Below are 26,019 nucleotides of genomic sequence, written 5' to 3'. Positions count from 1 at the left end.
TCATGAGCTATCACACGATACTGTCAGTCATTAACGATCATACCGCATCCATGGTCGCAGGCCGCTATGCCATCTCTTTAGCGCAAGAGTGCAGGGCGCGGCTGGTCCTGTATGCCGTTCATCCTGAGGAAACCAGCGAGAGCATCCTCATCCATACTGATCGCCACCTGGAACATCTGGCTGCGGTTGCCGAAGAGCTTGAGATCCCTGTCAAGCGATTGCGCGGTGTTGGGCAGATTAGCCGACTGTTGCCTGAGCAGGTGCAGGCTGAACAGGCAGATCTGGTGATTTATCCCCTGACACCGGATGAACACTATGGTGATCATCTGCAGCGGCATACGGTGCATCAGATGCTGCGCACAATTATCCCGGATCTGGCAGTCATGCGGATCATCAGTATGGCCAAACCCCATCCCCGGCATATCCTGGTGCCACTGGGTAAGGTTGTCAGCGTCATGGAGCGCCGTCTGATTTTCATCAGTCAACTGGCCAGGAGCTTCCATGCACAGGTTACCCTGTTTCACCTGTCTGCAGCCTGTGCAAAAGAGGGGATGCCTGACAGCATTGTCCGCTTTCGGGAAGAGTTGGAGCAGCAGCAGATCTTGGTGCTGGAGCGAACTGGCAGTGGTCAGGTAGCCAAATCAATTACCGTTGAAGCGATAACCCACCACAATGATCTGGTTGTGCTGGGTGCCAGTGAACGAGGGGCATTGGAAAAGCTGTTCTTTGGCAACCCTGCCGGTGATGTCATGCATCAGCCCCCCTGTAACACAATCCTGTTTCGGGCTGCGCGGTGAGTGATCAGTTATGAAGGTACCAATATACTTCTGTCTCTGCACCTTCAGGTGCGAGGTCTTGCAGCATTGTTGATATCCTGCACGGCAGTTTGAGCTGTGAGGGGAGCCAGCCACGGCAGCCAGACTCTATGAAGTCTTGAAGAAGGAGTACGAGGCCAAGGGTGGATCATCGCGGAAAATCGGGTTTGTGGCATAAGGATGATCATCTGATTATTGATCTTGATTCTCAGGTTCTGCTTGATCCACTTGAAAAACAGCTCAATCTGCCAGCGTTCCTTGTAAAGATCAGCCACCAATGCAGCCGGGATGTGACTTGCATTGGTGACGAAGCGGTATGCATGCTACTGGGTCTGCATTTCCAAAAATCCGCACAAAAAGAATGCGCCCCCTCATACCGCACCAATAGGTGCAGTTGAGAGGGCGCATTTGTGTGCCATTCATGGTTTCGACCATGTCAGTCACATCCAGACCATCCAGCACAACGGTAGGTAGCCTCCTTCGTCCCGGCGCCTTTTCAGCACCGCGTCTGTCCTTCGCTTACCCCTCTCCCCAGCCACGGGTGTCAGGTGCTCTCTGCTATTTACAGAGATTCGGATCAGACGTTGCCCCTTAACCCTTTATTACTGGGTGTGTATAAATTATGTGTTATGTAACATAACATTATGTGAAATAATTCAACATTAAACACCATAACACGATGAAATTTAACACATAATATGTGTATGACACATGTAATGAAATTATGTGCCCCCTTGTTGGGGCAGTGTCAACAGGAGTTGACCAAAAATTAAACTTTGTTGGCCGAATTGATAGACCTGATTTTGTCTTGCTTGCGTGTCATTTTAAGTAGATAGACACCTTGCTTTGGACGGCCAGACAATATATCAAGCCTTTTAGCAGCCTCTAAACTTATAAACATTTCCGCCTCACTCTTGTCGCCGTTTCGCCGCGGTGTTCGTTGCACTAAAAACTTCACTGTTGTTTCGTATTTGTCGTCAAGTGAGTTTGTAAGGTAAATTTGATCTCCTTCGTTCAAATTGTAGGTGTTATCAGCAAAGACTATTACCCCGTTCCCAGAAATTTCCTTATTGTTTATGCCAACTTTTACTGCCAAGCCATCTTTGATTTCGTTAATCAGGCACTTTCTTAGAGTGTCTGTCGTCTCTTTGATCCCTCTAATGTTTTCTGTGGCTGTCGCAATTTGCCCTTTAACGTTGTTGATACCAGCACCAAGTAATAAAAAGATTAAGCCGGGAACAATGGAAACAAACCAAGGATGATGGATGAACGGGTTTCGAGAATTTGTTTTTTTCTTAGATGTTGTGGTGTTTGAGTTCATACGTGACTCCGGTTTTGTGTGCAAAGGAAGACTTTATTGGGTGTTCCTGTGGAGATGATACGCCGTTTGTTCCCATGAATGTTCCCATGATAAACAAAAAGGGTTTATGCTGTGTGCATAAACCCTTGAATTGACTGGAGCGGGAAACGGGATTCGAACCCGCGGCCTTCAGCTTGGGAAGCTGACACTCTACCACTGAGTTATTCCCGCTCAATGGAGGCCCTTTATAGCTAAAGGGCCTCTTCTTTGTCAACCTTTAGCTTATGCGCACTCAGAGTAGCCGCAGACATGGCAGACCATGCAGCCGCCTTCGTGTTCAACAATGCCGCCGCACTCAGGGCAGGCACCACGCTCATGCTGGGCTGCTTCTGCGTTCAGGTCGTAGCCGTTTTCAAGCATGTGGGCCTGAATTGCCTTGGCCACGGCGTCGGCGCAGGAGAGGACACGGTTTTCGCCATAGCCGGAAGGGCAGTGGCAGGAGATGCCCAGTAGCTGCTTGATGACCTGGCGGGCCTGGATGCCGCTGCGCCATGCCAGTGAGACCATCCGTCCGATCGCCTCTGCCTGGGATGCCGCGCAACCACCGGCTTTGCCCATGGTGGTGAACAGCTCAAACAGGCCGTTCTTGTCTTCGTTGACGGTGATGTAGAGCGGTCCGCAGCCGGTCTGCATCTGGTAGGTCCAGCCTTTAAGGGCCTTGGGACGCTCACGCTTGATGGCATGTTTGTCGTCTTCCATTGCCAGTGACGAAACAACGGCTTTTTCTTCTTTCTTGGTGGTGGAGAGAACCTGCTCATCGCGGGAACCGTCGCGGTAAATGGTGACCCCTTTGCAGCCGGTTTTGTAGGCCAGCATGTAGACGTTTTCAACATCTTCAATGGTGGCGGTATTGGGGAAGTTAACGGTCTTGGATACGGCGTTGTCCGTGTGGTACTGGAAGGCGGCCTGCATCTGGATATGGTCTTCCGGGGTGATGTCGTGGGCAGTAACAAAGACCCGTCGGACGTCGGCAGGAACCTCATCCAGATCATGTACGGTGCCATGTTCTGCAATCTTCTCCATCAGCTCTGCGGAATAGAAACCGCGCTCTTTGGCCAGCTGTTCAAAGGTGGGGTTTACCTCCACCAGCTTGGTGCCGTCCATGACATTCTTGACATAGGAGATGGCAAAGAGCGGCTCTACGCCGGAAGAGGCGTTGGCGATCATGGAGATGGTGCCGGTGGGGGCGATGGTGGTGACCGTGGCGTTCCGTTGCGGCAGGGCACCTTTTTTATCAAAGGTTGAACCGATGAAGTTGGGGAATGAACCACGCTTCTGGCCCAGATCACGGGAGGCAGCGTGGCCTTCATCGTTGATAAACTGCATAACCTTCTTGCCCAGTTTTACCGCTTCGTCTGAATTGTACGGTACACCCAGCAGGATCAGCATATCTGCCCAGCCCATGACCCCCAGGCCGATCTTGCGGTTTGAGTGGGTCATGTCGTGGATCTGCTGCAGCGGGTATTTGTTGGCCTCGATCACGTTATCCAGGAAATGAACCGAGTCATGGATAACCCCTTTCAGGCGGCTCCAGTCAATGGCTCCTTCGCTGACAAAACGCCCCAGGTTGATGGAACCCAGGTTGCAGGATTCATAGGGCAGCAGCGGCTGCTCGCCACAGGGGTTGGTTGATTCGATCTCGCCGACATGGGGGGTCGGGTTGTCACGGTTCAGACGATCCAGGAAGATGATGCCCGGCTCGCCGTTTTCCCAGGCCTGATTGACGATCCGCTGGAACACCTTGCGGGCATTCAGGGAGCCCATTTTTGTCTTATCGCGGGGGTTGAGCAGGTCGTATTCTTCATCCTGTTCAACCGCCTCCATGAACTTCTCGGTTAGACCGACCGATATGTTGAAGTTGTTGAACAGCTTCTGATCAGCCTTGCACATGATAAAATCCATGATGTTGGGGTGATCAACCCGCAGGATACCCATGTTGGCGCCACGACGGGTGCCGCCCTGTTTGATGGTCTCAGTTGCGGTATCAAAGACCCGCATAAAGGAGATCGGGCCGCTGGAGACGCCGGTGGTGGTCTTGACCAGATCGTTGGCCGGACGCAGACGGGAGAAGGAGAAGCCGGTGCCGCCGCCTGATTTGTGGATCATGGCAGTGAACTTGACCGCATCAAAGATCTCTTCAATGGAGTCGCCCACCGGAAGCACAAAACAGGCGGAAAGCTGCCCCAGTTCACGGCCTGCGTTCATCAGGGTGGGGGAGTTGGGCAGGAAATCAAAGCTGACAATCATCTCATAGAAACGGTCAGCAAGCTTTTTGACATCAGCCTTTTTGTCAAACTTCTTATCAGGCTCGGCAATGGTCTCTGCGACCCTGCGGAACATATCAGAAGGGGTCTCAAGCGGTTTTCCGCTGGTATCCCGTTTGAGGTAACGTTTTTCGAGGACCGTAAGGGCGTTGGGGGTGAGCGCAGGTTGACCGGCAGTGGACGCTTGTGCGGACATGGTTGTGTTCTCCTTGTCAGATGGTTCCTATATGCTTTATAACGTGGTACAGGGAAGTGCTGATGAAAGATGATGCTGGTTGCTACGGGTGGATCACAACATTTTGTGCTTGCCGGTGGATAGAACCACAACATGTATGTGCTGTCAACAGCAAATGTTAAGATATGTTGGGCGTGATAGGCGAAGTTTTTGATTACAGGAAGCTTTTTAAAAATTTACTCCCGTTGGATACTGTGCTATGAACTTTATCTGTATATTCAGTAATTTGAATGTTTGTTTGATCAGGATACCCTTCGTGAAAAATATTCGATTTTCCCCCGCTTTTACGGCCCGCTGCCTGCTTCTTGGCTGCCTGATTCTGACTCAGGCCGGCTGTCAACAGCTGTTTCATGCCCAGGACGCTCCGTTAAAGGGACAGACCGTAACGGTTTCCATGACGGTTCCTCAGCCGCCACCGCCAGCAGCAAAGCCGCTGCAGCAGGGATCTGAGCAGCCGGTGCCGCAGAAAAACCCCCAGAGCCCCCTTGACAGCCGTCTGCTGCCAACTGAGACATCACTGCATACCGATCCTCTGGCAATCAGAAATCAGGTGGATGTTCCAGCAACGAGTCAATCAAAACCGGCCCGGGCTGTGATTGATAAGGCCGGTACTGTGCTGGTCAATAAGACGGTTGCTGAAGATATGGTGCTGCGTGGCACCGTCTTGATCAAAGGGGCGCTGGTGGTTGCTCCTCAGGCAACCTTGCGGATTGATCCCGGTACCCGGATTCTGTTCGCTTCTGCTCCCGGCTCTGCAGAGCTTTCTCGCCTGGTGGTACAGGGGCGGATTGTTGCCAACGGTACGCTGCAGCAACCGATTCTGTTTGCACCTGCCTTGAACCAGCCCCTTGCCGGTGACTGGGGTGGTGTGGTGCTGTTAAACAGTGAGAAGAAGAACAGCTTTGACCATTGTCGTATTGAAGGAGCCCAGACCGGTATTGAGGCCCATTTTTCACGTTTTAGCGGGCGCGGTGTGATGGTGACGAAATCCCGGACCGGTATTGCCCTGTATGATTCAGAAGCCGGCTTGCAGGGCTGCAGCATCAGCCGTTGTGACAGGGGGGGTAGGCTCGCTGACAGCGAACTTGATCTGCGTGACAGTACGCTGCAAGAGAACCGCCAGGGAATAGATGCGCAGCGCTCCTCGTTTACGTTATCCAGTGTCAAGGTACTGAATAATTCTCAGGAAGGGGTTGCGGCAGACCAGTGCCGTTTCCGCCTGACCAGCAGCCAGTTCGTGGAGAACCGGAGCGGACTCAGGTTAACCGGTGGCGATGGCCAGCTGTTTCTCTGCCGTTTCTCCCAAAACCGTGAAAGCGGTGCTGAACTGGTGGGGGTGCGGGTCAGAATTAGCAATTCATCATTCATTCAGAACAGCGGTGTTGGTATTCTGCTGGAAAACGCACGGGGCAGTGTTGTCGGCTCTGTTTTCAGTGATAACAGGGCAGGCAATCTGCAGAATCGTGGCAGTGAACCTTTTGCTGCGCTGCTTAACTGGTGGGGCAGTGCTGATGAAAAGCAGATACTGGCCGGTATTCATGATCCAGAACGGAAGAATGATACTGCGTTAATTCTGTTTGCTCCTTTTTTGAAAGAACGTCCGGTCACGGCGCCCTAGTCCGTTTTTATATTTATGTCCATCTATCTTGATAACGCAGCCACCAGTTTTCCCAAACCAGACCAGGTTTATCAGGCAGCCCTGCAGGCGATGCAGCAGATTGGCGGGTCACCCGGCAGAGGCGGCTATGGCCGGGCACTGGATGCCTCCCGTGTGATGTTGGATACCCGTGAGGCTGCTGCACAGCTTGTTAATTGTGCTGATTCATCCCGGATCGTCTTTACCAGCAATGCCACCATGGCCCTGAATCTGGCCACCATGGGAACCCTGCAGCCGGGGGATCATGTAATTACCAGTTCCATGGAGCATAATTCCCTTTTGCGGCCGCTGTTCATGCTTGAAAAAACAGGTGTTGAGCTGACAGTGGTGCCTGCTGATTCACAGGGGCTGGTTGATCCTGATCAGATCAGGCAGGCGTTGCGTAAAAACACCAGGATGATTGCCGTGGCCCATGTTTCCAATGTCACCGGCGGGATTCAGGATATCCGGCAGATAGCAGGTATTGCCCAAGCGGCTGGTGTCCTGATGCTGCTTGATGCAGCACAGTCTGCCGGGACTCTCCCCCTTGATATGCAGGCACTGGGGATTGATCTGCTGGCAGCCCCCGGCCACAAGGGGCTGATGGGACCACAGGGTACCGGTTTTCTGGCGGTTGCTCCCGGAGTGCCATTAAAACCGATCATAGCCGGAGGAACCGGCAGCAGCTCAGATCAGGACCATCAGCCTGATACCTTTCCTGAAGGGTTTGAGGCTGGCACCCATAACCTGTCCGGTATTGCCGGTTTGGGGGCCGGGCTGTCCTTTCTGCTTGAAACCGGTATTGCCAGGATCGGACAGCATGAACAGCAATTGGCTGAACATGCCCGGCAACGGCTGGAAGGGATGGCTGGTTGCAGGCTGTTTGGACCGGTAACCCCCGAACAGCGATCCGGCGTGGTTTCCCTGGCCATCGAAGGGTGGGACCCCTCAATTTTGGCCTTTTACCTTGACCGTGAGTATGGTATTGCGGTTCGGGCAGGTCTGCACTGCGCCCCCCGTGCCCACCGTACCATTGGAAGTTACCCAACCGGAACCCTGCGTATAAGCCCGGGCTGGTTTAATACCCTTGCTGATGTTGAAACGTGCTGTGATGCTCTGATCTCCATTACCCAGAAAGGTCATCCATGAAATTTTTTGTGCTGGACACCAACGTACTGCTCCACGACCCACAGGCCCTGTTTAAGTTTGAAGATAACACCATCATCATACCGATTACGGTGATTGAAGAGATTGATCGCTTCAAAAAAGATATGAATGAAACTGGTCGTAATGCCCGCTCTATTTCGCGGGTTCTGGATATGCTACGTGAAAAGGGGTCGCTTTCCAGCGGCGTCAGTCTGCCCGGTGGCGGCATTCTGCGGGTGGAACTGTGTGAAGAACAGGCCCTGAACCGGATGCCCAAGGATCTGCGGGATGACAAGGGCGATAACCGGATTCTGGCAGTGGCCCAGGTGACCCATGAGCGTTTTCCCGATGAGACTGTTATCTTTGTTACCAAGGATACCAACCTGCGGATCAAGGCCGATGCCATCGGCCTGGTGGCAGAGGATTACGAGTCTGACAAGGTTGATATTCAGGAACTGTATGCCGGGGCCCGCACTATTGATATGGGGCCTGATTCAATAGATCGTTTCTATGGTCAGGGCTGGCTTGAGGCTCCTGAAGGGCTGCTGCCCAATGAGTATGCCACCCTGATCGACACCAGTAATCCATCCCATACTGCACTTAGTCGTTTTGATGCAGCCACCGGTAAGGTAGTGCCGGTACGCAAGGTGCCCAAGGAAGGGGTCTGGAGCATCCATGCCCGTAACCGTGAACAGCAGTTTGCCCTGGATGCCCTGGTGGATGACAACGTTAAACTAGTCAGTCTGGTGGGTAAGGCCGGTACCGGTAAGACCCTGATGGCCATTGCAGCAGGCCTGCAAAAGGTGGCAGAGGAGAATGTCTACAACCGCCTGCTGGTCTCCCGTCCGGTCTTTCCGATGGGCAAGGATCTGGGTTTTCTGCCCGGTGATATTGAGGAAAAACTGACCCCCTGGATGCAGCCGATCTTTGACAACGTTGAACTGCTGATTTCAGGACATGAGACCGATAAACGTCACAGCAACAAAGGCTACAAGGAATTGATGGCCATGGGGCTGCTGGATATTGAACCGTTGACCTACATCCGTGGCCGTTCCATCCCCAACCAGTACCTGATTGTGGATGAGGCCCAGAACCTGACCCCCCATGAGATCAAGACCATTGTGACCCGGGCAGGGGAGGGGACCAAGATCGTCCTGACCGGTGACCCGTACCAGATTGACAATCCCTATGTGGACTCCTCCAGTAACGGTCTGTCCTATCTGGTGGAGCGGTTCAAGAACGAGCGGATCTCAGCCCACGTAACGCTTACCCGCGGTGAGCGGTCTGAGCTGGCAGAGCTGGCGGCCAACCTCCTCTAATGCTGATTCTTACCATTGAAACATCCTGTGATGAAACGGCCGCCGCAGTAGTTCGCGACGGCCGTTTGGTCCTGTCCAGCGTGATCTCCTCCCAGGTGGCAACCCATGCCGAGTATGGCGGTGTGGTGCCTGAGATCGCCTCCCGTAAGCATCTGGAGATGATTACACCGGTTGTCCGGCAGGCCCTGGATGAGGCTGGCGTTATGCTGGCAGAGATTGAAGGGATTGCGGTAACCCGTGGCCCTGGCCTGTTGGGGGCCTTGCTGGTGGGTGTCTCAATGGCTAAATCTCTGGCCCTGGCCTGCAGGATTCCGCTGGTGGGAGTACATCATATTGAAGGTCACCTGCTGGCCGGTTTTCTGGAACAGCCGGTACTGTTTCCCTTTTTGGCCCTGGTGGTTTCCGGTGGCCATACTCATCTCTATCGGGTGGACGGTATTGGCCGCTATCGTATTCTGGGACGCACCATTGATGATGCGGTTGGTGAGGCCTATGACAAGACCGCAACCCTGCTGGGGCTTGGTTATCCAGGGGGCGCCTTGATTGACAAGCTGGCACAACAAGGCAGCCCGACAGCAGTAAAGTTTCCCCGTCCGCTGCTGCATGATAAAACCCTTAATTTCAGCTTTAGCGGACTTAAAACAGCTGTGCTGACTCACTTGAAGAAACAATCTCATACTCCTGAAGGTGCAGAGCTGCATGATCTCTGCGCCTCGTTTCAGGCTGCAGTCTGTGAGGTGCTGGTAAAAAAGACCGAGGCAGCCTTGAAGCAGGAAGGGCTGCAGCGCCTGGTGGTGGGCGGTGGTGTGGCCTGTAACAGTGGTCTGCGCCATGCCATGCAGCAGCTGGCAACCCGCCTCAAGATTGAGCTGCAGATCCCCCCGCCTGTGTTGTGCGGTGACAATGCTGCCATGCTGGCTGTGGCCGGTGATGCCTACCTCACAGCCGGGTGTCTGGATGACCTTGCCATGGATGCAATTGCCACCTGGCCCCTTGATCAGGTGGCACGTTGGGAGCAACTGCCATGAACCAGTCTTTTCCACGTCCCCGCAAGTCCCTGGGCCAAAACTTTCTTAGTGACCATAACATTATCAGAAAGATCCTGACTGCAGCGCATCTGCAGCCAACTGACCATGTGCTTGAGGTTGGGCCGGGCAGGGGGGCATTAACAGAACTGCTGGCTGCACAAGCCGGGCATCTGGTGGCAGTGGAGTTTGATCGTGATCTGGCTGCGTTGCTGCGTGAGCGCTTTGCAGGACAACAGCAGGTGATGATCCATGAGCAGGATATTCTGAAGGTTGATTTTGAACAACTGCTGGGCAGTCACACCTGCAAGGTGGTGGCTAACCTGCCGTACAATATCTCAACCCCGGTGCTGTTCAGGTTTCTTGAAGAACGTCAGCGTTTTTCCCGACTGGTGGTCATGCTGCAGAAAGAGGTGGGTGAGCGTCTGGCAGCGCAGCCGGACTGCAGCGATTATGGCATTCTGACGGTGCTGTTCCGCCAGTGGTTTGAGGTAAAGCGGGAGTTTCTGGTGCCGCCCGGCTGTTTCTTTCCGCCACCCAAGGTGGATTCTGTGGTGATCAGTCTGACACCACTGGCTGCTTCACGGGTTGAGGTGGGGAATCAGGCTCTGTTTGATCGGCTGGTAAAGGCAGCCTTTGGCATGCGGCGCAAGACACTCTGGAACTGTCTTAAAAGTGGTGGTCTTGCAGAGCCGGAGCAGCTTGAACGGGTGCTGTTGTCCTGCTCCATTGATGGCAAGCGCCGCGGTGAGACCCTTGCTATTGAAGAGTTTGCCCTGTTGTCACGAACCCTTTCGATGCTGCTTGGGCTATAAAAAAAGCCGCCTGCTTTTCAGCGGCGGCTTTGGGTCAATGGAGCAGATTGGGTTATTTCTTCTTAGCGCGGGGAGCTGCAGCCTTTGGAGCTTTTGCAGCAGGAGCTTTAGGAGCTTTTGCCGGAGCCGCCTTTGGAACTTTTGGCGTCACTGGCTTTTGAGCCTTTACCGGAGCCGCCTTTGGTGCCTTTTCCGGTACCGCTTTCTTTGCTTCCAGATTAGCCATGCGGGTTGCCCGACCTTTTGCCAGCTTTTCACCAAGGTTGTTGTCGATAGCCGACTGACGTCTGGCTTCCGAGTAGTTTTTAGCAGCCAGAGGGGTGCCGCTGGCAATGCCAAACTGTTTACGATATTCGCTGGCCTTCAGTCCATGGGCCTGCTTCAGGTGGCGGGAAAGGGTCTTAAAACCGCCTTTACCACAGATCAGACAGATGATCTGATCTTTTTGAATTGATTTTTTGGGAGAGATGGCCGGAGCAGCTTCTTTAACAACAGCTTCTTCACCGGCAGCTATATCAGAATCAAGATTTTTTAACGCTGCATAGACTTTTTGAATCTCTTGTAATAGTTCATCAGAACTCATTTCAACTGTTGCAGCGTGTGAAGATACAATGTTAGCGGTTAATTCAACCAGTATTGATGACATACTTCCTCCATATATGAGATGTTGTATTTAAAAGCTGCTTCCCTCTAACAGTATACAATTGGTAAATCAAGCTGTTTCTTATGAAACTGCCGCAATATGCCTAAAAAAAGTTTGACCATGCCAATATCCTTCTGGTACTTAAAATCTTTATCTGCTGACTTTGCCTGAGGTGATTGAGTATGCCGTATATTGTGATTGAAGAAGACCGCTGCAAAGGCTGCGGCTTGTGTACCATTGCCTGCCCCAAAAAACTGGTGAGTTTAAGCAGCCAGCCCAATGCACTTGGCTACACTCTGGCAGTATTCAACAATCCAGAAAACTGTACCGGTTGTAGTCTCTGTGCCGAGATGTGCCCGGATGTTGCCATTACTGTGTTCAAGGAAGATAACTAGATGACTGCGCTGAAACGAAAGTTTGTCAAAGGTAATGAAGCGGTTGCCATGGCTGCCATTGAGGCAGGGGTGCAGTGTTATTTCGGCTACCCGATCACTCCCCAGAGCGATATCCCGGAATATCTTTCCCGCGAGCTTCCTAAAACAGGTGGCACCTTTATTCAGGTGGAGAGTGAGATCGGCGCCATCAATATGGTGCTGGGAGCCTCGGCCTGTGGCGTGCGGGCCATGACCTCCTCATCCGGCCCTGGTATCTCGCTCAAGCAGGAAGGGATCTCCTACATGGCCGGTTCTGAACTGCCCGGCGTGATTGTTGATATCATGCGCTCCGGCCCGGGGCTGGGCGGCATTGACGCCTCCCAGGCAGACTACCATCAGGCCACCAAAGGGGGCGGACATGGTGGTTACCGAATTATTGTGCTGGCTCCCAACTCCGGACAGGAGATGTACGACCTGACCATGTTGGCCTTTGATCTGTCAGACCAATACCGGATGCCGGCCATGGTGCTGGCTGATTCGGTGCTGGGTCAGATGAAGGAATCGATTGTTCCTAATCCACGGCCTAAGGTCGATCTGCCTGCCAAGGACTGGGCAGTGCGCGGTACTGGCGGCGGCCAGCAGAACGTGGTCAAGTCGCTCTACCTTGGTGATGGCGAGATGGAGAAGTTTCACTGGAAGATGCATGCCCGCTATCAGGAACTGGCAGACAAAGAGTCCCGTTGGGAAACGTTTGCAACGGATGATGCAGAGCTGATTGTGACCGCCTTTGGCTGTACTTCCCGTATTGCCCGCACTGCCATTGAAATGGCCCGTGCAGAAGGGATCAAGGTTGGCCTGATGCGGCCGATTACCCTGTTCCCGTTCCCGAAAAAGGCCTATGCTGATCTGTCGAGCCGTTGCAAGAAATGGCTGACCATAGAGCTTTCAACCGGTCAGATGGTGGATGATGTCCGTCTGGCTGTGGCACGGGATGCAGAGGTGGAGTTCTATGGCCGCCCGCCAGGGGCCGGATCTCTTCCAACTCCCGAAGAGCTGTTTACCCAGATCAAGAAATTCTGTTAAGGACGCATCTATATGAAGCAGGTATTTTCCAAACCGGTTAGTTTGAAAGATGTGCAGACCCATTTTTGCCCTGGCTGTCACCATGGTTCAATCCATCGTCTGGTGGCTGAGGCCATGGACAGCTTCGGTATTGCCGATAAGACCATCGGCTGCGCCTCAGTGGGCTGCTCAGTGTTTCTATATGGCTATTTCAACATCGATGTGGTGGAATCTCCCCATGGTCGCGCTCCGGCGGTGGCCACCGGTGTCAAGCGGGCCCGGCCGGACCGGATCGTCTTCACCTATCAGGGGGACGGCGACCTAGCTGCCATCGGTACTTCCGAGATTATCCATGCTGCCAACCGTGGCGAGAAGATCACCGTGATCTTTGTCAACAACACCACCTATGGTATGACCGGCGGACAGATGGCCCCCACCACCATGCCGGGCCAGAAAACCTCCACCTCACCCAATGGCCGGGATGTAGCCAACGACGGCAAGCCGTTCAAGATGGCAGAGCTGCTGTCCAATCTGGATGGAGTGGCCTATTCGGCCAGGGTGGCTCTGAACAGTCCCAGGAATGTGCTGCAGGCCAAGAAGATCATCAAAAATGCCTTCCAATATCAGGTGGAAGGGAAGGGCTTTGCCTTTATTGAGGCGCTGGCAGCCTGTCCCACCAACTGGGGTATGAATCCGCTGGCAGCCAATGAGCGGGTGGGCAGTGAAATGATCCCCTACTTCCCTCTGGGTGTCTTTAAAAACAACGAAAACCTGTAACTGGAGTATATATCTATGCGTTATGATCTCTTTTTTGCAGGATACGGCGGCCAGGGTGTGCTGCTTGCCGGTAACCTGCTTTCCTATGCAGCCATTCGTGAAGGCAAAAACGTCTCTTTTTTTCCGGCCTACGGCGTGGAAAAACGGGGTGGGGCAGCCATGTGTACCGTGGTGTTTGCCGATGGTGAGACCGGTTCACCGGTGGTTGGCGAACCCTCTGTCTCGGTGATCCTGAACCAGCTCTCCTTTGATAAATATGCTGCAAAGGTTAAGCAGGGGGGCATCTGTCTGGTTAACAGCTCGCTGGTTGAACGTGCCGGAGTTGCCCTTGAAGGGCGTGAACTGCTTGCTGTTCCGATGAACCAGATTGCCATTGAGCTGGGTGATGTGCGGATGGTGAACATGGTGGCCTGCGGCGCCTATGCTGCTGCAACCGGCGCGCTTGCCCTGGAATCGCTGCAGAAAGCGCTTAAGGATGCCCTGCCGGAACGTAACCATAGGTTGATTCCTGCCAACATCAAGGCGATTGAGGCAGGGGCTGCTGCAGTTTTTTCTGCACGAAAAGCTTGACTCGTAGTCGATAATTTGGTATTTAACTTTTCTCTTTTTTAGGGGTGTCGCCAAGCGGTAAGGCACCGGATTTTGATTCCGGCATTCCTAGGTTCGAATCCTGGCACCCCTGCCATAGAAATTAAGCACTTACGGTTATACCGTAGGTGCTTTTTTCGTTTGCCTCACACCACTAATAACGGTATTCTGCCGACCGATGATGACTCTTAGACCAATGATTGAGGCTGATCTTGCTGCGGTGCTACGCATTGAACAGGCCTGTTTTCCCCGTGCATGGACCAGAGAACACTTTTTGGCAGAGATCGGCTCGGAACGTGGCACACCGGTAGTGGCCGAGTTTAATGGCCAGGTGGCTGGGTATCTTTGTTTAAGCGTGCTGCTGGATGAGGCAGAGATTCTGGATGTAGCGGTTGATCCAGCCTTACAGGGCAGGGGGATCGGCGTACAGCTGATGCAGTGGGCCTGTGCCGAGGCGCTCCGGCAAGGGGCTGCGTTGCTGCGGTTGGAGGTGCGGGCCACCAGTATTCCGGCTATCACCCTGTACGAACGGTTTGGTTTTGTCAGAAGCGGTTTGAGGAAGGCATATTACGAACAGGGTATTGATGCCCTGTTGATGGATAAAAACCTCATTGAGGAGGATGTTGATGCAGTTTAAGGCCATGATTCTTGACAATGCCGAGGTGTCACCCGGCTACTGGCGGATGCGGATGACCGCACCGGCTGAGATGCTTGCAGCCAAGCCGGGCCAGTTTGTGATGGTGCGGGTCAATCCATCAATCGACCCGTTGATCCGTCGCCCCTTTGGTGTCTTTGATGTGGGGATGCACCAGCCAGCCTACACCGGCGCGGTTGCCCAGCCGTACCTGGAGATCCTGTACCGGGTGGTGGGTAAGGGGACCGGTATGCTTTCTGATCTGCATGAAAATGATATTCTGGATGTTCTCGGGCCGTTGGGCAGCGGGTTTGACAACGGTCCGGCTGGTGAGGAGAAGTTGATCGTTGGCGGTGGTGTTGGCCTGGCTCCGCTCTATCTGCTGGCAAAGGAACTGGTCAAGGATTCTCCGGTGCGCCTGTTTGCCGGTGGTCGCAGCAAGGATGACGTGCTCTGTATCACCGAGTTTGAGCGTCTGGGTGTGGAGTGCTACACCGCAACCGAGGATGGCTCGCTGGGTGAGTGCGGTCTGGTTACCAAGGTGCTGGAGGGTCGCCTGGATGCTACCGGAAACAAGGGGCAGATCTGTGCCTGCGGCCCCCACGGCATGCTGAAGGCGGTGGCAGCCATTGGAGCCAAGCGGAGCGTGAAAACCCAGGTCTCGCTGGAAGGGTATATGGCTTGCGGCATGGGGGCCTGTCTGGGCTGCGTCTGCCAAGGTGCTGAACACAGTGCTGAAAACCCTGACTATCGTTGTGTCTGTACTGAAGGTCCGGTCTTTGAGGCTGCTGTACTAAAGTGGGAGGGGAACTGATATGAAACCTGATATGTCAGTTGAGATCGGCAGCCTCAAGCTGCGTAACCCGGTCATGACCGCCTCCGGTACCTTTGGCTATGGTGAGGAGTTCAGCCAGTATGTTGATCTGGAAAAGATTGGCGCCTTTGTCACCAAGGGGTTGTCCTTAAAGCCCCGTGCCGGTAACCCCACCCCTCGGATTGTGGAGACGCCGGGCGGTATGCTGAACGCCATCGGCCTGCAGAACGTGGGGATTGACGCCTTTATCCAGAAGAAGGTGCCGTTCCTGCGTTCGGTCAACACCCCGGCCATTGCCAACTTTTTTGGGTATACCCCGGATGAGTATGCCGAGTTGGCTAGCCGTCTGGATGACATCCCTGAGGTTGCAGCCCTTGAGGTGAATATCTCCTGTCCCAACGTCAAGCAGGGCGGGATTGTGTTCGGCACTGATCCAAACTGTGCTGCCAGCGTCGTTGCTGCCTGTCGTGCTGCCACAAAAAAGACTCTGATCGTTAAGCTCTCGCCCAATGTGACCGATATTGTAGAAATGGCCCAGGCCTGCGAAGGGGCAGGGGCAGATGCACTGTCCGTGATCAACACCCTGACCGGTATGGCCATTGATCTGGAACGCCGCAGACCGGTGCTGGCCAATATTACCGGTGGACTGTCGGGCCCTGCCATCAAACCGGTTGCCCTGCGGATGGTCTGGCAGGTGGCCAGGGCGGTTAAGGTACCGGTGATCGGTATTGGCGGTATCATGTCGGCAACCGATGCCCTTGAGTTCATCCTGGCTGGTGCAACCGCAGTGCAGGTGGGTACGGCCAGCTTTGTCAACCCTGGCGCAGCCCAGGAGATTGCTGAAGGGATGGAACAGTGGCTGGCGGCGCGGGGCATTGCTGATATTAAAAGTCTGATCGGCGCTTTGGAGGGGTAGAATGGCAAATTCAGCAGCACAGCAGCTTAATCAGGGGATGCTCTCACTGGTGGACCTGAATTTTATTCTGGTCAACAAGCTGGTTGTGCTGTTGGTGGTGATTGTGTTCTTTGTCACGGTTACCGTGGTTCGCCGGGTGCAGGGCAAGTCGCTTTCTTCTCAGGCTCCGACGGCGCTCAAGCTCTCTTTGCTGGGTTTGGTGCTACTCTATTTTGAGGCCACGCTGACCGGGTATCCAAACTATAGTCTTATCCTTGCACGGCTGCAAAGTGTGATCGTCCTGATCTGTCTGGCTAAGCTGGTGATCTACGTGCTGGTGGATATGATGCTTAGTCTGCGGCGGCATGGAGATGTGCCGATGCTGCTGCGTGATGCGATCCGTCTGGCAGTCTATCTGGCTGCAGGTATCGTATCTTTGCGGTTGGTCTTTCAGGTGGATCTGTCTGCCGTTATTACTACCACCACGGTACTTACTGCTGCCATTGCCTTTGCCATGCAGACCACACTTTCCAACGCCTTTTACGGCTTTACGGTCCAGATTGATCCATTGATGACCCGGGGCAGCTGGATAACAATCCCTGAAAAAAATCTGTTTGGTGAGATCGTCAATGTCGGTTTTCGCTATATCACCCTGCGTACCCTGGACAACAACCAGGTGCTGGTTCCCAATACGGTTGTGGTTCAGAGCGTGGTCACCACCCATGGTTCCATCAGAGAAACAGCCCAGGAACGGGCAGCGCTGACCCTGACCATTGGCCTACCCTATGAACTACCTCCTGAACAGGCAAAAGCACTTCTGTTGCAGGTTTTGCTGGAAGAAACACTGGTGCTGAACGAACCACAACCGGCAGTCCGTCTCCAGACCATGAATGACAGCAGCATTGTCTATCTGCTTAAATTCTGGCTGGCAGATCCGGCACAACGTAATCTGGCTCTCTCTGAACTTCAGACCAAGGCCTGGTATGCGGTGCATCGGGCCGGTTGGAGCTTTCCCTTTCCCCATCGTCAACTGGTTACGGTCCCCCTTAAAGAATCATTTCCCAACCAGCGGGATGAAATACTGGCAGGGGTGCGTCAATCCCATCTGTTTGATGTTTTGACTGCTGATGAAGTAGCCCACTTTGCGGACAGTGCGAAGCTGCGTAGCTTTGCGCCGGGCGAAGCTGCAGTCAGGCAGGGGGATGCAGGCAGCTCGCTCTTTTTTGTGCTGCGTGGCGAGATGGCGGTTGAGGTTGACGGGAATGGAGTTGCCCGCCTGGGGCAGGGCAGGATGTTTGGTGAGATGTCACTCTTAACTGGTGAGCCTCGTAAGGCAACGGTACGGGCATGCACTGAGGCAATTCTGGCAGAGCTTTCCAAATCAGCCATAGCTGAGTTGCTGGATAGCAATGATAAACTGATGGAGCGGCTTGGTGAGGCGCTATCACGGCACACAGCCAGCAACCAGCAACAGCAGGAACAACAGGTGGAATCGAGCGCAGGTGAACGCAGCCCGGTGGATTACCTGAAGCGACTGAGGGATTTCTTTGGAAAGGGGTAGCCCATGTTAGCGGTTGAAGAGCTATTGAAACGCTATTGCAGTCCCGAAACAGCGGAGATCCTGATGATCCATGGCAAGATGGTGGCTGGTAAGGCGCTTTCTGCCTGTGCAGCAGTCAATGCAGATTCAGAAACCCGCCGCCTGGTTATAGAGGCTGCCTATCTGCATGATATCGGTGTCTGCAAGGTGGATGCGCCGGATATTGCCTGCCATGGCCAAGAACCGTATATCCGGCACGGCGTGTTGGGTAGAGAGCTGCTTGATGCAGAGGGATTGCCGCTACATGCCCTGATCTGTGAACGTCATACCGGGGTAGGGCTTACGATAAACGACATAAGCAGCCAGAATCTGCCGCTGCCGCAGCGGGATATGACCCCGGAAACCCTTGCAGAGCGGATCATCTGCTATGCTGATCTCTTCTTCTCAAAGAATCCGGATCGGCTTGAAAAGGAAAAGTCGGTAGAGAAAATCAGAAAAAGTCTGGCTAAGTTTGATGACGACAAGGTTGCCATTTTTGAGGCCTGGCAGCGGGAATTTGGGGAATAATAAAAAAGCCTCCCCGGGAGAAGGCGGGGAGGCAAAGTGTTGGAAGTACCCTAACAGTACATCCACCACATGAAGGATTTTGCTGTACTGCTGGCGGCCCGTTGCGGGCCGCCTTTTTGTGGAAGGGGTTAGAATTTGTAGGTCAGCTTGGTATAGACCACGCTGGCATCGTAGTTGGGATTGGCGTAGGCACCAGTCAAAAAGTTGGTTCCAACAATGTTGGTGTAGTTAGCATAGGCATCATCAGAATACTTTAGATTTTCGTACAGATAACCAAGGTCTATGCTCACAGCTTTAGATGCTTGGTAGGTCAATTTTGCATTCAACGAATGCTTGGTATAGTCATCCAAAGAGTTTACATTCGAGTATGGTGTGGTCATGATTGATGCGTTCGATACGGTGAAATCATTAGAACCATTTGCTTTTTCGTAACGATAACCAGCATAGGCAGACAGAAGGTCTTTAATGATACTTACATCAACTGTGCTGCCGAACGCATAGTTCAAGTCTTTGCGCTTGGTTGTCCAAAAGAAGTTGTTGGTAGCTGTTGCAGCTGATCCATAAGTGCCCGCATAAAATTTCCCATTGGTCTCAACTGTTTCTAGTTCTCCATACACATTTACTTTTGCAATTCCTGCTACATAGGTTGCGTCTGCATAGAATTCATGGCGGGTATCGTCTTGCATACCAAGCGGTGAGTTGGTGTACTTATTCAGCTTAAGTGCGTACTGTAGTCCGATACTCAAGCCGTGCAGTGGTTCAAACTCAAGTTCGGTTTTGATGGCATCCATGTCTTTATCAGCTGCTTCAAATGCCCGGAAATAACCCATACGGTTAGTTGCAGCATAGAGGCCAAGTGTAGGATATTCGCTTGATCTGAACTGGTGTTCATAGCGCAGTTTGCCACTCACCCAGTCAAGCAGGTTGTTTTTGACCTGCATATACACCGTATGATCAGTTGTCTTAGTAGCGTGCGGTGCTCCAGCAACTGTTAATACTGGATCAGCCGCCCATGTTGCACGATGGACATCGCTATACTCATATCCTGCTAATACCTTTGTCTCAGCAGGAAGTTTGTAGCTTAGGTCAATGCCACCCACTTTTTTATTGTAATCATATTTAGCTGCAACTTGGTTGTATGACGTTGCTGTTGCGCTTGTTGAGTAATTTATGTTGTCACTTTTATTTTTAGTGATCAGATAGTTAAAGTGAATACGTGTATCAAGCTTTGGTAATGGTGATGATGTAATCACAACGCTACCGTTGTCTGTTGTGATTAAGCCGTTCCAGGTTAAACCAGCTGCAGGGGCCTCAAACAATAATGGGTTGCTTTCCTGCATTGCATGGCTGCCACGCGCCATGAGTGTGGTAGACCAAAGTGGTAACTTGTACATAATGGAACCGGCAACCTTGTAAAGCCTGTTGTCCGGAGGAAGATAACCATAGCCAGCTGCAGTGGCAGCGGTATTGCCAAGTTGTCCAATATAAATTGTATTATTGGCATTCTGGAAGTTACTGATTGTTCCTTCAATAGTTGCAATCAATGATTTACTGCGATAGCCGGTTTGTAGGAATAGAGTATCAGTTGTGTAGTCGACAGGAGCAGGTAGCTCTCGAAGTTGTGTTGTCCAATTGTAAGGTTGCAGACCGCTGGTTTCCTGCCTGTCAACACGGGCGCTAAAGAAAAATGGAGTTTTGAGTGAAACTTCTGCATCTGCACCAAAGTTACGACGGAATAAAGAGTAATCAAAACTTTTCCAGAGGCCCGCAGTGTTGGCCACAGTTGGTACTGTTGTTGCCGGTGTCAAGGGGGATGTCAGTACATTTGTGCCCACGCCGTTCATGAAGGTTGACGCGCCAAAAGTTAGATTGTGTGGGATCTCGTTGTAAAATAGTGACAGCTTGAAAAGATCAGTCATTCCCCCCTTGATTTTGAAATTATTGTCGGTTGCAAGGTCTTGAGTCGGCTGCTTGCCTTCGGTAACGGAAACATTGGCATCAACGTCCAGGAATGAGCTTGGTGTCCGGTAATTAAGGTCAAAACCTCCGGCTGCCCCATCACCCAAAGCACGGTATTCGTTTGCTTTGGCTTTTTGGCCATGAATGCTTGAAAGACTGCCACCAACGCTTACAGATCCATCAAGGTCTGCTGCGGTAGCTGAGGCTGCACAAGCAGATACGATCGCTAAGGTAGTAAGAATCGTTTTTTTCATCTGTAGTATCCTCCCTATCGCTCAAAACGCTGACCGTGACGGCCGCTAGTGCCGGTTGGTGCATTTGATCCGTGAATGTTGCTGTGGCAGTTTATGCATGACTGGGCAAAGAAACGGCCACTCTTGGTGCCAGGACCACTGAAAGAGTTTGATCCAGTCCAGAAACCGGTTCCGTGTGTGCCAGCGTGACAGCTGTTACACAAATTTGGCATCTTTTCACGAGTCAGTTTGTAAGCCTTTGTTCCATGGGGGGCGTGACAGATCATGCAATCTTCTTCAACTGGTGGGTGCTGGTTGATGTAAGGACCACGTTTATCAGCATGGCAGGTGTAGCAAAGCTGATTGACGTTTTCGGCCTTAATCATGTTTTTGGATAATGTGCCGTGAGGATTGTGGCAGTCTGAGCAGCTGATCTTGCCTTCAACAATTGGATGATGCGAGAACTTGTTGGCTTCAGCCTTCACGTTCTTATGGCATTCAAAGCATTTTTCAGGCTGTTTTGCATAAGGCTTAGATGCCTTGTGGACGGTATGGCAGGCAACACAGGCAATGTCTTCCTGCTTATGCTTTGAGTTGTCCCAGAACATCAGCTTCTGATTCTTGGCGTGGCACTGCTGGCACTGGGCATTCTGGTCCTTAACTGCTGCACCTTTGCTGAATCTGACAATGTTGTTCTTAGATGGATTGGCAATGTGGGCATCTCCACCACCGTGGCATGAGAGGCAATCTTTACCTGCTTTGCCGTGCAGCGTAGTCTTGTGCTTGGCTGCGATGTCTGCATGGCAGGTAGCGCACTTTTCGTTGGCAAGGGCTGAGCCTGCGAACAGCAGGAGCGCACTTGCAGCTAGCATTGAGAGTCTTACGAACATTCGTGGCATACGTTTTCCTCCTGTGGTGATCGTTCTACAAAAAAATGGGTGAACTTCTTTGCTTCAGGTGCTTCCGTTCAAACAGTAATTATCCTCCTTCAGATGTTTAGTGGTATTGGTTGCCGTTAATTTTACGGCTATTGAATAATTAGAATTCTAATGGTGTTTAGCAATGGATGTGCCATTGTGCTGTGTGCGATCTAAGGCTCTTATTTTATTGTGTAATTTTATTTGTGGTGACTGGTTAGGCAGGTTTGTTAAGAAGTTGTGTGGGGGTGTGCAGGGGGCTGTGTTCAAAATACAACAGTAGGTTTTGATGATATGGCCCTATTTCATTAAATTGAACGTAAAAGGGCTGGTTTTGGCAAAAATGGCTGTTCAAGATCCGGCGGTTAGTGACGTTGATCTGTTTGTTTTATGTGTAAATAAAGTGAAAACAGCATATTGTACATGTAGTGGGGAGTGTTCAAAATCCGGCAGCAGGGTTGGGGCTAAGGAACAGGGGCGGGTAGGGTCAGGCGAGATAGCTGACAAGACGGTCTATGGAAAATGCATACAGTCAGTCTGGTTTATGCAGATGGTATTTTTCAATCTTGCTATAGAGGGTGCCACGGGCAATATCCAGTGCCTCTGCAGCCATTTTTAGGTTCCAGTTTGATGCTTCAAGGGCCTTTTTAATCAGTGCATGTTCGGCCTCAGCAAGCGTTGGTGTTGTAATGTTGTTCACCGGAACAACAGATGGTTCTGTCGTTTTAAACTGGGCTGGCAGGAGTTCTCTGGTAAGGCTTTTTTCACGGCAGAAGACAACGGCATGTTCAATGATATTGGCCAATTCACGGCAGTTACCGGGCCAGTCATAGGCGCAGAGCAGATCCATTGCATCACGGGAAATGCCTTCAATCTGTTTGCTATTAATGGTGCTGAAACGCTCCAGAAAGTAGTTGGCCAGCAGTGGGATATCTGACTTGCGGTCTCGCAGTGGTGGGGCTTGCAAGGAAACAACATTCAGGCGGTAATAGAGGTCTTCACGAAACAGTTTTTCCCTGGTTGCTGCCGCCAGATCCCGGTTTGTGGCGCAGATTAAGCGTACATCTGCCTTGATGGTTTCTGATCCACCGACCCGCTGAAAGGTTCCCAGTTCCAGGATACGCAGGAGAGAAACCTGTGTTGTGGGGGAGATATCGCCAATTTCATCCAGAAAGAGGGTGCCACCGGTGGCCTGTTCAAAAAAACCTTTTTTACGGGTGATGGCACCGGTAAAGGCGCCTTTTTCATGGCCAAACAGCTCGCTGCTGATCAGGCCTTCGGCCAATGCTGCGCAGTTGATCTGGATAAATGGTTTGTTCTTACGGGGGCTTTTGGCATGTATGGCGGCTGCTATCAATTCTTTGCCGGTACCGCTTTCGCCGGTAATCAGAACAGTGGCCATACTCTGAGCAACCTGGTTAATCTGCTCATAGATCTCAAACATTTTTCGGTCCTGGCCGATGATGTTTTCAAAGCAGAAGTTTTCTCCCTGGCTGCATCTTTCTGATCTGCCTGACTGTACGGCTGCCTTGTGATCCAGGATGGTCTGGATAGAACGTTTAACCATCTCAAGATCCATCGGTTTCAGCAGGTAGTCGTAGGCACCTGCCTTCATCGCCTTGACGACTTGAGAGGTTGCATCATCACCGGTCAGCATAATCACAAAAATCTGGGGATATCGGTTTTTAATCTCAGTTAGCAGCTCTATCCCATCCATGAGCGGCATATTCATGTCGGCGAAGACGATATCGGCAGGAAACGTTTGCAGGCGTGTAAGCGCCTCGTCGCCACTATTGGCAGTTTCAATCTGGAACTGTGGGTCTGCACCAATACGTGTACGGAAAATGCGGCAGTAGGCTGGCTCATCATCAACAAAAAGAATGCGGGTGGTTGCGCTCATGACGGCGTTCCCTTTGTACGGATGTTGGTCTGATACTGGGCTGCAGCAGCCTGGATCATACTTTTTAATTCACTGCGTTGCCAAGGCTTGGGTAAAAAACCAAAAACTTTGCCCTCTTGCAATGCCTGAGTCACAGCTGTTGTTTCGATGAATCCTGAAAGTATGATCCTGATAATTTCAGGCCACCTGCAGCTGACTTCATTCAGAAATACCAGGCCGTCTGTTTCCGGCATCTGATAGTCTGAAATAATGATGTTAACCTGCTTGTTTTCCAATAGCTTCAGCGCCTCAGCAGCTGATGAGGCAGCCAGCATCGGAATGTCTTCATTGTGGCAGAACCGCTCAAGGGTTTTCAGGATATGTTCTTCGTCATCAACGCAGAGTATGTGTAGTGTCTCAGACATCATCCACCCCGGCCTTGATCGGCAGCGTGATTATAAAGGTTGTTCCCTGCCCCTGGTGGCTTTGTACGCTGATTGTGCCATGGTGCTGTTGGATAATATCAGCGACGATGCTCAGCCCCAGCCCGGTTCCTTTGTTGGTTTCCTTGGTGGTAAAGAATGGTTCGAAAATCCGTTGCTGTAATTCCTCTGGAATACCGCAGCCGGTGTCGGCAATGCTGATAGAGATGTTTTTTGTATCTGACCAGGTGCTTACCGTAATCTCTCCCCGTTTATCCAGAGCATGGGCTGCGTTAACCAGAAGGTTCATAAAGACCTGATTTAACTGTTGAGCCTGACAGTGTAGCGTGGGGATAACGCCAAATTTCCGGTGTACCACTGCCTTGTGGCGTAGTTCGTGGTGCGTAATCCTGATTGCGCTTTCCAGGCACTCATTGATATCAGCCTGCTTGTATTCCTGATCATCAACCCGGGAAAAGCTGCGCAGGTTTTTGACGATATCGCCAACCCTGCCGGCACCCTCTAATGATTCCGCAATCAACGTGCCAAAATCTTCAAAAATGTAATCAATTCCCAGCTCATCCCATTTTTTATGGAGTGTCTGCAGCGACTCCGGTGAAGCTGTTGCCTGAAGTTCTTTCTGTTGGACTTCGATAAAGGTTTGTAAGCGGGATAGGTAGATCTGGAGCTCTTCCAGGTTGTTGGTTACAAAGCCAATCGGGTTATTGATGTCATGGGCAACTCCGGCAGCCAGCAGGCCGATGCTGGCCATTTTATCCTGATGCAGGATCATTGCCTGACGGGATTGCAATTCTAAATGCGCCCGATCAAGTTCGCTTCGTCTCTGTTCAAGCTCTACGGTTGCGGTTTCAAGGTGCCGTGTCCGATCGCGAATACGATCTTCAAGGCTCGTATTCAGGTAAACAAGGGCCTCTTCAGCCTTCTGGCGCTCACCAATCTCAGCCTCAAGCAGGTTGTTTGCCTCAGAAGTCTTTCTGATCTCTTCTGACAGCTTTTGCTGTGTTGTCTCTATGGTTTGATTGATCTGGCCAAGTATCCGCCAGGTAAAGGCAAACAGGATCAGGCAGAGAACGCTGCTGCCAAGCACTGCCAGTACAATAAAGTGCTGAAACTGCCTGGCCTGAAGCGTCATGTCATACAATAGAATAAAATTGCCAATTTCACGCCCACTGCTCTCTTTAAAGGGAAATGCCTTGAATGCAAAATGCTTGCTACCAAGATGGGCGGTATTCCAGCTTCTATCCTGCAGCTGGTTTGGGTCTCTGCTGGTTAACCGGTGCTGCAACACAGGAGGGATTTGATCCAGGGATTTTGAAACAATGAGCTTGTCCGGAAATTGATCCCAATTGAGATGCCTGTTTACCCATGAATATCCAATGGGAGCGGTGTTCTTGCCTAATAAGGCCTTATCGATTACCAGAAGATAATCAATATTGTTTATAACTGAGAGATCAGTCAGGATGTCGTTGACGTCAGTTCCCAGTTCGATGTACCCCAGTAACTCGGCCTGGGATTTCCAGGGGATCACCAGGCGCAGGGTGAGTGTGCCAAATGGTCCCAGTTCCAGACCATGACTCGGGGTACCGGTTTCCAGTGCCTGATTCAGGCTGCTTCTGTTTATATGGTCACTATGCTGATCCGGTTGATGAACCCTTAAAAAATTTTTGCCGGTTGGGTCATGGAAATAGAGATGAGTAATTTTGCTTTTAGATAGCTTTCGTAAATAAGGATGGGCTTCTGAATAGAGTGCGGTGCGATCTTTGCGACGCATTGCCTGTTTCAGTTTTGGATCGTTGATAATAGTATTGGCTTCGGCACTCATTAACTCGGTCTTTGATACAAGCAAGGCCTTGAAGACCGCTATAGATTCTCCGTGTTCTCTGTTCAGTGTGTTGGAAATGCCATCATTACGAATGGCAAACAGGGCCAGCAGAAAGCAGCATAGCAGTACCAGAAAGGTAAGCGTCAAAGGGATAAGTATCTGATGGCGTATGTTTGAATGGCTGCTCATAGGTATGTGAGTCCTGATAATGTTAGAAAATATTATGGTTATTCAGGGCGTTACTTCGCTTGCTGACA

At 51.8% G+C, this 26,019-nt stretch carries 23 protein-coding genes, 2 tRNA genes and 1 pseudogene; 16 read left to right on the top strand and 10 right to left on the bottom strand.

Features of this window, described 5'->3' with window-relative positions:
• The first annotated feature begins 2 nt into the window (after window positions 1–2).
• Complete coding sequence (locus tag B5D39_RS12605; RefSeq protein WP_161947498.1) at window positions 3–797, top strand: universal stress protein; 795 nt, start codon at window positions 3–5, stop codon at window positions 795–797.
• A gap of 218 nt (window positions 798–1,015) precedes the next feature.
• Here B5D39_RS12605 and B5D39_RS12600 read toward each other — a convergent pair.
• From B5D39_RS12600 to B5D39_RS12585, 4 genes and pseudogenes are all read right to left on the bottom strand, one after another.
• Window positions 1,016–1,126, bottom strand: a pseudogene (locus B5D39_RS12600) (transposase); the annotation flags it as partial.
• Between the two features lie 458 nt (window positions 1,127–1,584).
• Window positions 1,585–2,136: a hypothetical protein gene (locus B5D39_RS12595; protein WP_078790822.1), complete on the bottom strand. Its 552-nt coding sequence runs from the start codon at window positions 2,134–2,136 to the stop codon at window positions 1,585–1,587.
• Window positions 2,137–2,271: 135 nt separating this feature from the next.
• Window positions 2,272–2,346: transfer RNA gene (locus tag B5D39_RS12590), tRNA-Gly, on the bottom strand.
• A 51-nt stretch (window positions 2,347–2,397) separates the two neighbouring features.
• Window positions 2,398–4,635, bottom strand: a complete 2,238-nt coding sequence (locus tag B5D39_RS12585) for a vitamin B12-dependent ribonucleotide reductase (RefSeq protein WP_078790821.1) — start codon at window positions 4,633–4,635, stop codon at window positions 2,398–2,400.
• Between the two features lie 295 nt (window positions 4,636–4,930).
• Here B5D39_RS12585 and B5D39_RS12580 point away from each other — a divergent pair, with 295 nt between their 5' ends.
• Genes B5D39_RS12580 through rsmA form a run of 5 tightly spaced genes read left to right on the top strand, consistent with a single transcriptional unit; the run spans window position 4,931 to window position 10,615 of the window.
• Window positions 4,931–6,292, top strand: a complete 1,362-nt coding sequence (locus B5D39_RS12580; RefSeq protein WP_161947497.1) for a right-handed parallel beta-helix repeat-containing protein — start codon at window positions 4,931–4,933, stop codon at window positions 6,290–6,292.
• A 15-nt stretch (window positions 6,293–6,307) separates the two neighbouring features.
• Entirely contained in the window at window positions 6,308–7,459 is a 1,152-nt protein-coding gene (locus B5D39_RS12575) for an aminotransferase class V-fold PLP-dependent enzyme (RefSeq protein ID WP_078790819.1), read from the top strand.
• Window positions 7,456–8,775, top strand: coding sequence for a PhoH family protein (locus B5D39_RS12570; protein WP_078790818.1), 1,320 nt, complete (start codon window positions 7,456–7,458; stop codon window positions 8,773–8,775). The genes B5D39_RS12575 and B5D39_RS12570 overlap by 4 nt, the downstream gene beginning before the upstream one ends.
• Window positions 8,775–9,803 (top strand): tRNA (adenosine(37)-N6)-threonylcarbamoyltransferase complex transferase subunit TsaD, encoded by a 1,029-nt coding sequence (gene tsaD, locus B5D39_RS12565; protein ID WP_078790817.1) that lies wholly within the window; start codon window positions 8,775–8,777, stop codon window positions 9,801–9,803. The genes B5D39_RS12570 and tsaD overlap by 1 nt, the downstream gene beginning before the upstream one ends.
• Window positions 9,800–10,615 carry a 16S rRNA (adenine(1518)-N(6)/adenine(1519)-N(6))-dimethyltransferase RsmA gene (rsmA, locus tag B5D39_RS12560; RefSeq protein WP_078790816.1) on the top strand — a complete coding sequence of 272 codons (816 nt, stop codon included), beginning with the start codon at window positions 9,800–9,802 and terminating at the stop codon, window positions 10,613–10,615. Before tsaD ends, rsmA begins: the two co-directional genes overlap by 4 nt.
• A gap of 52 nt (window positions 10,616–10,667) precedes the next feature.
• On the opposite strand, the gene B5D39_RS12555 is transcribed toward rsmA, so the two are convergent.
• Window positions 10,668–11,261, bottom strand: coding sequence for a Ros/MucR family transcriptional regulator (locus B5D39_RS12555; RefSeq protein WP_078790815.1), 594 nt, complete (start codon window positions 11,259–11,261; stop codon window positions 10,668–10,670).
• Window positions 11,262–11,440: 179 nt separating this feature from the next.
• Between B5D39_RS12555 and B5D39_RS12550 the strand changes: the two genes are divergently transcribed.
• The 10 genes from B5D39_RS12550 to B5D39_RS12505 all read left to right on the top strand — a co-directional run bounded on the left by B5D39_RS12550 (window position 11,441) and on the right by B5D39_RS12505 (window position 18,509).
• On the top strand, window positions 11,441–11,653 hold the full coding sequence (locus B5D39_RS12550; RefSeq protein WP_012470360.1) for an indolepyruvate ferredoxin oxidoreductase subunit alpha: 213 nt from the start codon (window positions 11,441–11,443) through the stop codon (window positions 11,651–11,653).
• Window positions 11,654–12,715 carry a 3-methyl-2-oxobutanoate dehydrogenase subunit VorB gene (locus B5D39_RS12545; RefSeq protein ID WP_078790814.1) on the top strand — a complete coding sequence of 354 codons (1,062 nt, stop codon included), beginning with the start codon at window positions 11,654–11,656 and terminating at the stop codon, window positions 12,713–12,715. It abuts the gene before it with no gap.
• A gap of 12 nt (window positions 12,716–12,727) precedes the next feature.
• Complete coding sequence (locus B5D39_RS12540) at window positions 12,728–13,471, top strand: thiamine pyrophosphate-dependent enzyme (protein WP_078790813.1); 744 nt, start codon at window positions 12,728–12,730, stop codon at window positions 13,469–13,471.
• Between the two features lie 15 nt (window positions 13,472–13,486).
• A complete protein-coding gene (locus B5D39_RS12535) occupies window positions 13,487–14,041 on the top strand; it encodes a 2-oxoacid:acceptor oxidoreductase family protein (protein WP_078790812.1) in 555 nt (184 codons plus the stop codon).
• 40 nt (window positions 14,042–14,081) lie between these two features.
• A tRNA-Gln gene (locus tag B5D39_RS12530) sits at window positions 14,082–14,156 on the top strand.
• Window positions 14,157–14,237: 81 nt separating this feature from the next.
• On the top strand, window positions 14,238–14,696 hold the full coding sequence (gene rimI / locus B5D39_RS12525) for a ribosomal protein S18-alanine N-acetyltransferase (protein ID WP_244161406.1): 459 nt from the start codon (window positions 14,238–14,240) through the stop codon (window positions 14,694–14,696).
• Window positions 14,686–15,507 (top strand): dihydroorotate dehydrogenase electron transfer subunit, encoded by an 822-nt coding sequence (locus B5D39_RS12520; protein WP_078790810.1) that lies wholly within the window; start codon window positions 14,686–14,688, stop codon window positions 15,505–15,507. The genes rimI and B5D39_RS12520 overlap by 11 nt, the downstream gene beginning before the upstream one ends.
• 1 nt (window position 15,508) lies before the next feature.
• The gene (locus tag B5D39_RS12515; RefSeq protein WP_078790809.1) at window positions 15,509–16,423 is read left to right on the top strand and encodes a dihydroorotate dehydrogenase; all 915 of its coding nucleotides are present in this window, start codon (window positions 15,509–15,511) and stop codon (window positions 16,421–16,423) included.
• Between the two features lies 1 nt (window position 16,424).
• Window positions 16,425–17,963 carry a mechanosensitive ion channel family protein gene (locus tag B5D39_RS12510; RefSeq protein ID WP_078790808.1) on the top strand — a complete coding sequence of 513 codons (1,539 nt, stop codon included), beginning with the start codon at window positions 16,425–16,427 and terminating at the stop codon, window positions 17,961–17,963.
• Window positions 17,964–17,966: 3 nt separating this feature from the next.
• A complete protein-coding gene (locus tag B5D39_RS12505) occupies window positions 17,967–18,509 on the top strand; it encodes an HD domain-containing protein (RefSeq protein ID WP_078790807.1) in 543 nt (180 codons plus the stop codon).
• 128 nt (window positions 18,510–18,637) lie between these two features.
• Here B5D39_RS12505 and B5D39_RS12500 read toward each other — a convergent pair whose 3' ends face one another.
• The 5 genes from B5D39_RS12500 to B5D39_RS12480 form a co-directional block, all read right to left on the bottom strand.
• On the bottom strand, window positions 18,638–20,722 hold the full coding sequence (locus B5D39_RS12500; protein ID WP_078790806.1) for an MtrB/PioB family outer membrane beta-barrel protein: 2,085 nt from the start codon (window positions 20,720–20,722) through the stop codon (window positions 18,638–18,640).
• A 14-nt stretch (window positions 20,723–20,736) separates the two neighbouring features.
• The gene (locus B5D39_RS12495; protein ID WP_078790805.1) at window positions 20,737–21,600 is read right to left on the bottom strand and encodes a DmsE family decaheme c-type cytochrome; all 864 of its coding nucleotides are present in this window, start codon (window positions 21,598–21,600) and stop codon (window positions 20,737–20,739) included.
• A 550-nt stretch (window positions 21,601–22,150) separates the two neighbouring features.
• The gene (locus B5D39_RS12490; RefSeq protein ID WP_078790804.1) at window positions 22,151–23,518 is read right to left on the bottom strand and encodes a sigma-54-dependent transcriptional regulator; all 1,368 of its coding nucleotides are present in this window, start codon (window positions 23,516–23,518) and stop codon (window positions 22,151–22,153) included.
• Window positions 23,515–23,922, bottom strand: coding sequence for a response regulator (locus tag B5D39_RS12485; RefSeq protein WP_161947496.1), 408 nt, complete (start codon window positions 23,920–23,922; stop codon window positions 23,515–23,517). The genes B5D39_RS12490 and B5D39_RS12485 overlap by 4 nt, the downstream gene beginning before the upstream one ends.
• Complete coding sequence (locus B5D39_RS12480) at window positions 23,915–25,951, bottom strand: ATP-binding protein (RefSeq protein WP_078790802.1); 2,037 nt, start codon at window positions 25,949–25,951, stop codon at window positions 23,915–23,917. Before B5D39_RS12480 ends, B5D39_RS12485 begins: the two co-directional genes overlap by 8 nt.
• Window positions 25,952–26,019: the final 68 nt, after the last annotated feature.

The organism is Trichlorobacter thiogenes (assembly GCF_900167465.1).
Taxonomy (GTDB): domain Bacteria; phylum Desulfobacterota; class Desulfuromonadia; order Geobacterales; family Pseudopelobacteraceae; genus Trichlorobacter; species Trichlorobacter thiogenes.
This window is presented reverse-complemented; position numbering and strand designations above follow the sequence as displayed.

What these genes read in the sequence shown, in the direction of transcription:
- B5D39_RS12490 (WP_078790804.1), bottom strand. Translation starts at nt 23,518, where the DNA reads ATGAGCGCAACCACCCGCATTCTTTTTGTTGATGATGAGCCAGCCTAC.
- B5D39_RS12575 (WP_078790819.1), top strand. Translation starts at nt 6,308, where the DNA reads ATGTCCATCTATCTTGATAACGCAGCCACCAGTTTTCCCAAACCAGAC.
- B5D39_RS12585 (WP_078790821.1), bottom strand. Translation starts at nt 4,635, where the DNA reads ATGTCCGCACAAGCGTCCACTGCCGGTCAACCTGCGCTCACCCCCAAC.
- B5D39_RS12520 (WP_078790810.1), top strand. Translation starts at nt 14,686, where the DNA reads ATGCAGTTTAAGGCCATGATTCTTGACAATGCCGAGGTGTCACCCGGC.
- B5D39_RS12485 (WP_161947496.1), bottom strand. Translation starts at nt 23,922, where the DNA reads ATGTCTGAGACACTACACATACTCTGCGTTGATGACGAAGAACATATC.
- B5D39_RS12510 (WP_078790808.1), top strand. Translation starts at nt 16,425, where the DNA reads ATGGCAAATTCAGCAGCACAGCAGCTTAATCAGGGGATGCTCTCACTG.
- B5D39_RS12500 (WP_078790806.1), bottom strand. Translation starts at nt 20,722, where the DNA reads ATGAAAAAAACGATTCTTACTACCTTAGCGATCGTATCTGCTTGTGCA.
- B5D39_RS12545 (WP_078790814.1), top strand. Translation starts at nt 11,654, where the DNA reads ATGACTGCGCTGAAACGAAAGTTTGTCAAAGGTAATGAAGCGGTTGCC.
- B5D39_RS12480 (WP_078790802.1), bottom strand. Translation starts at nt 25,951, where the DNA reads ATGAGCAGCCATTCAAACATACGCCATCAGATACTTATCCCTTTGACG.
- B5D39_RS12595 (WP_078790822.1), bottom strand. Translation starts at nt 2,136, where the DNA reads ATGAACTCAAACACCACAACATCTAAGAAAAAAACAAATTCTCGAAAC.
- tsaD (WP_078790817.1), top strand. Translation starts at nt 8,775, where the DNA reads ATGCTGATTCTTACCATTGAAACATCCTGTGATGAAACGGCCGCCGCA.
- B5D39_RS12535 (WP_078790812.1), top strand. Translation starts at nt 13,487, where the DNA reads ATGCGTTATGATCTCTTTTTTGCAGGATACGGCGGCCAGGGTGTGCTG.
- B5D39_RS12515 (WP_078790809.1), top strand. Translation starts at nt 15,509, where the DNA reads ATGAAACCTGATATGTCAGTTGAGATCGGCAGCCTCAAGCTGCGTAAC.
- rimI (WP_244161406.1), top strand. Translation starts at nt 14,238, where the DNA reads ATGATGACTCTTAGACCAATGATTGAGGCTGATCTTGCTGCGGTGCTA.
- B5D39_RS12570 (WP_078790818.1), top strand. Translation starts at nt 7,456, where the DNA reads ATGAAATTTTTTGTGCTGGACACCAACGTACTGCTCCACGACCCACAG.
- B5D39_RS12505 (WP_078790807.1), top strand. Translation starts at nt 17,967, where the DNA reads ATGTTAGCGGTTGAAGAGCTATTGAAACGCTATTGCAGTCCCGAAACA.
- rsmA (WP_078790816.1), top strand. Translation starts at nt 9,800, where the DNA reads ATGAACCAGTCTTTTCCACGTCCCCGCAAGTCCCTGGGCCAAAACTTT.
- B5D39_RS12555 (WP_078790815.1), bottom strand. Translation starts at nt 11,261, where the DNA reads ATGTCATCAATACTGGTTGAATTAACCGCTAACATTGTATCTTCACAC.
- B5D39_RS12605 (WP_161947498.1), top strand. Translation starts at nt 3, where the DNA reads ATGAGCTATCACACGATACTGTCAGTCATTAACGATCATACCGCATCC.
- B5D39_RS12495 (WP_078790805.1), bottom strand. Translation starts at nt 21,600, where the DNA reads ATGCCACGAATGTTCGTAAGACTCTCAATGCTAGCTGCAAGTGCGCTC.
- B5D39_RS12550 (WP_012470360.1), top strand. Translation starts at nt 11,441, where the DNA reads ATGCCGTATATTGTGATTGAAGAAGACCGCTGCAAAGGCTGCGGCTTG.
- B5D39_RS12540 (WP_078790813.1), top strand. Translation starts at nt 12,728, where the DNA reads ATGAAGCAGGTATTTTCCAAACCGGTTAGTTTGAAAGATGTGCAGACC.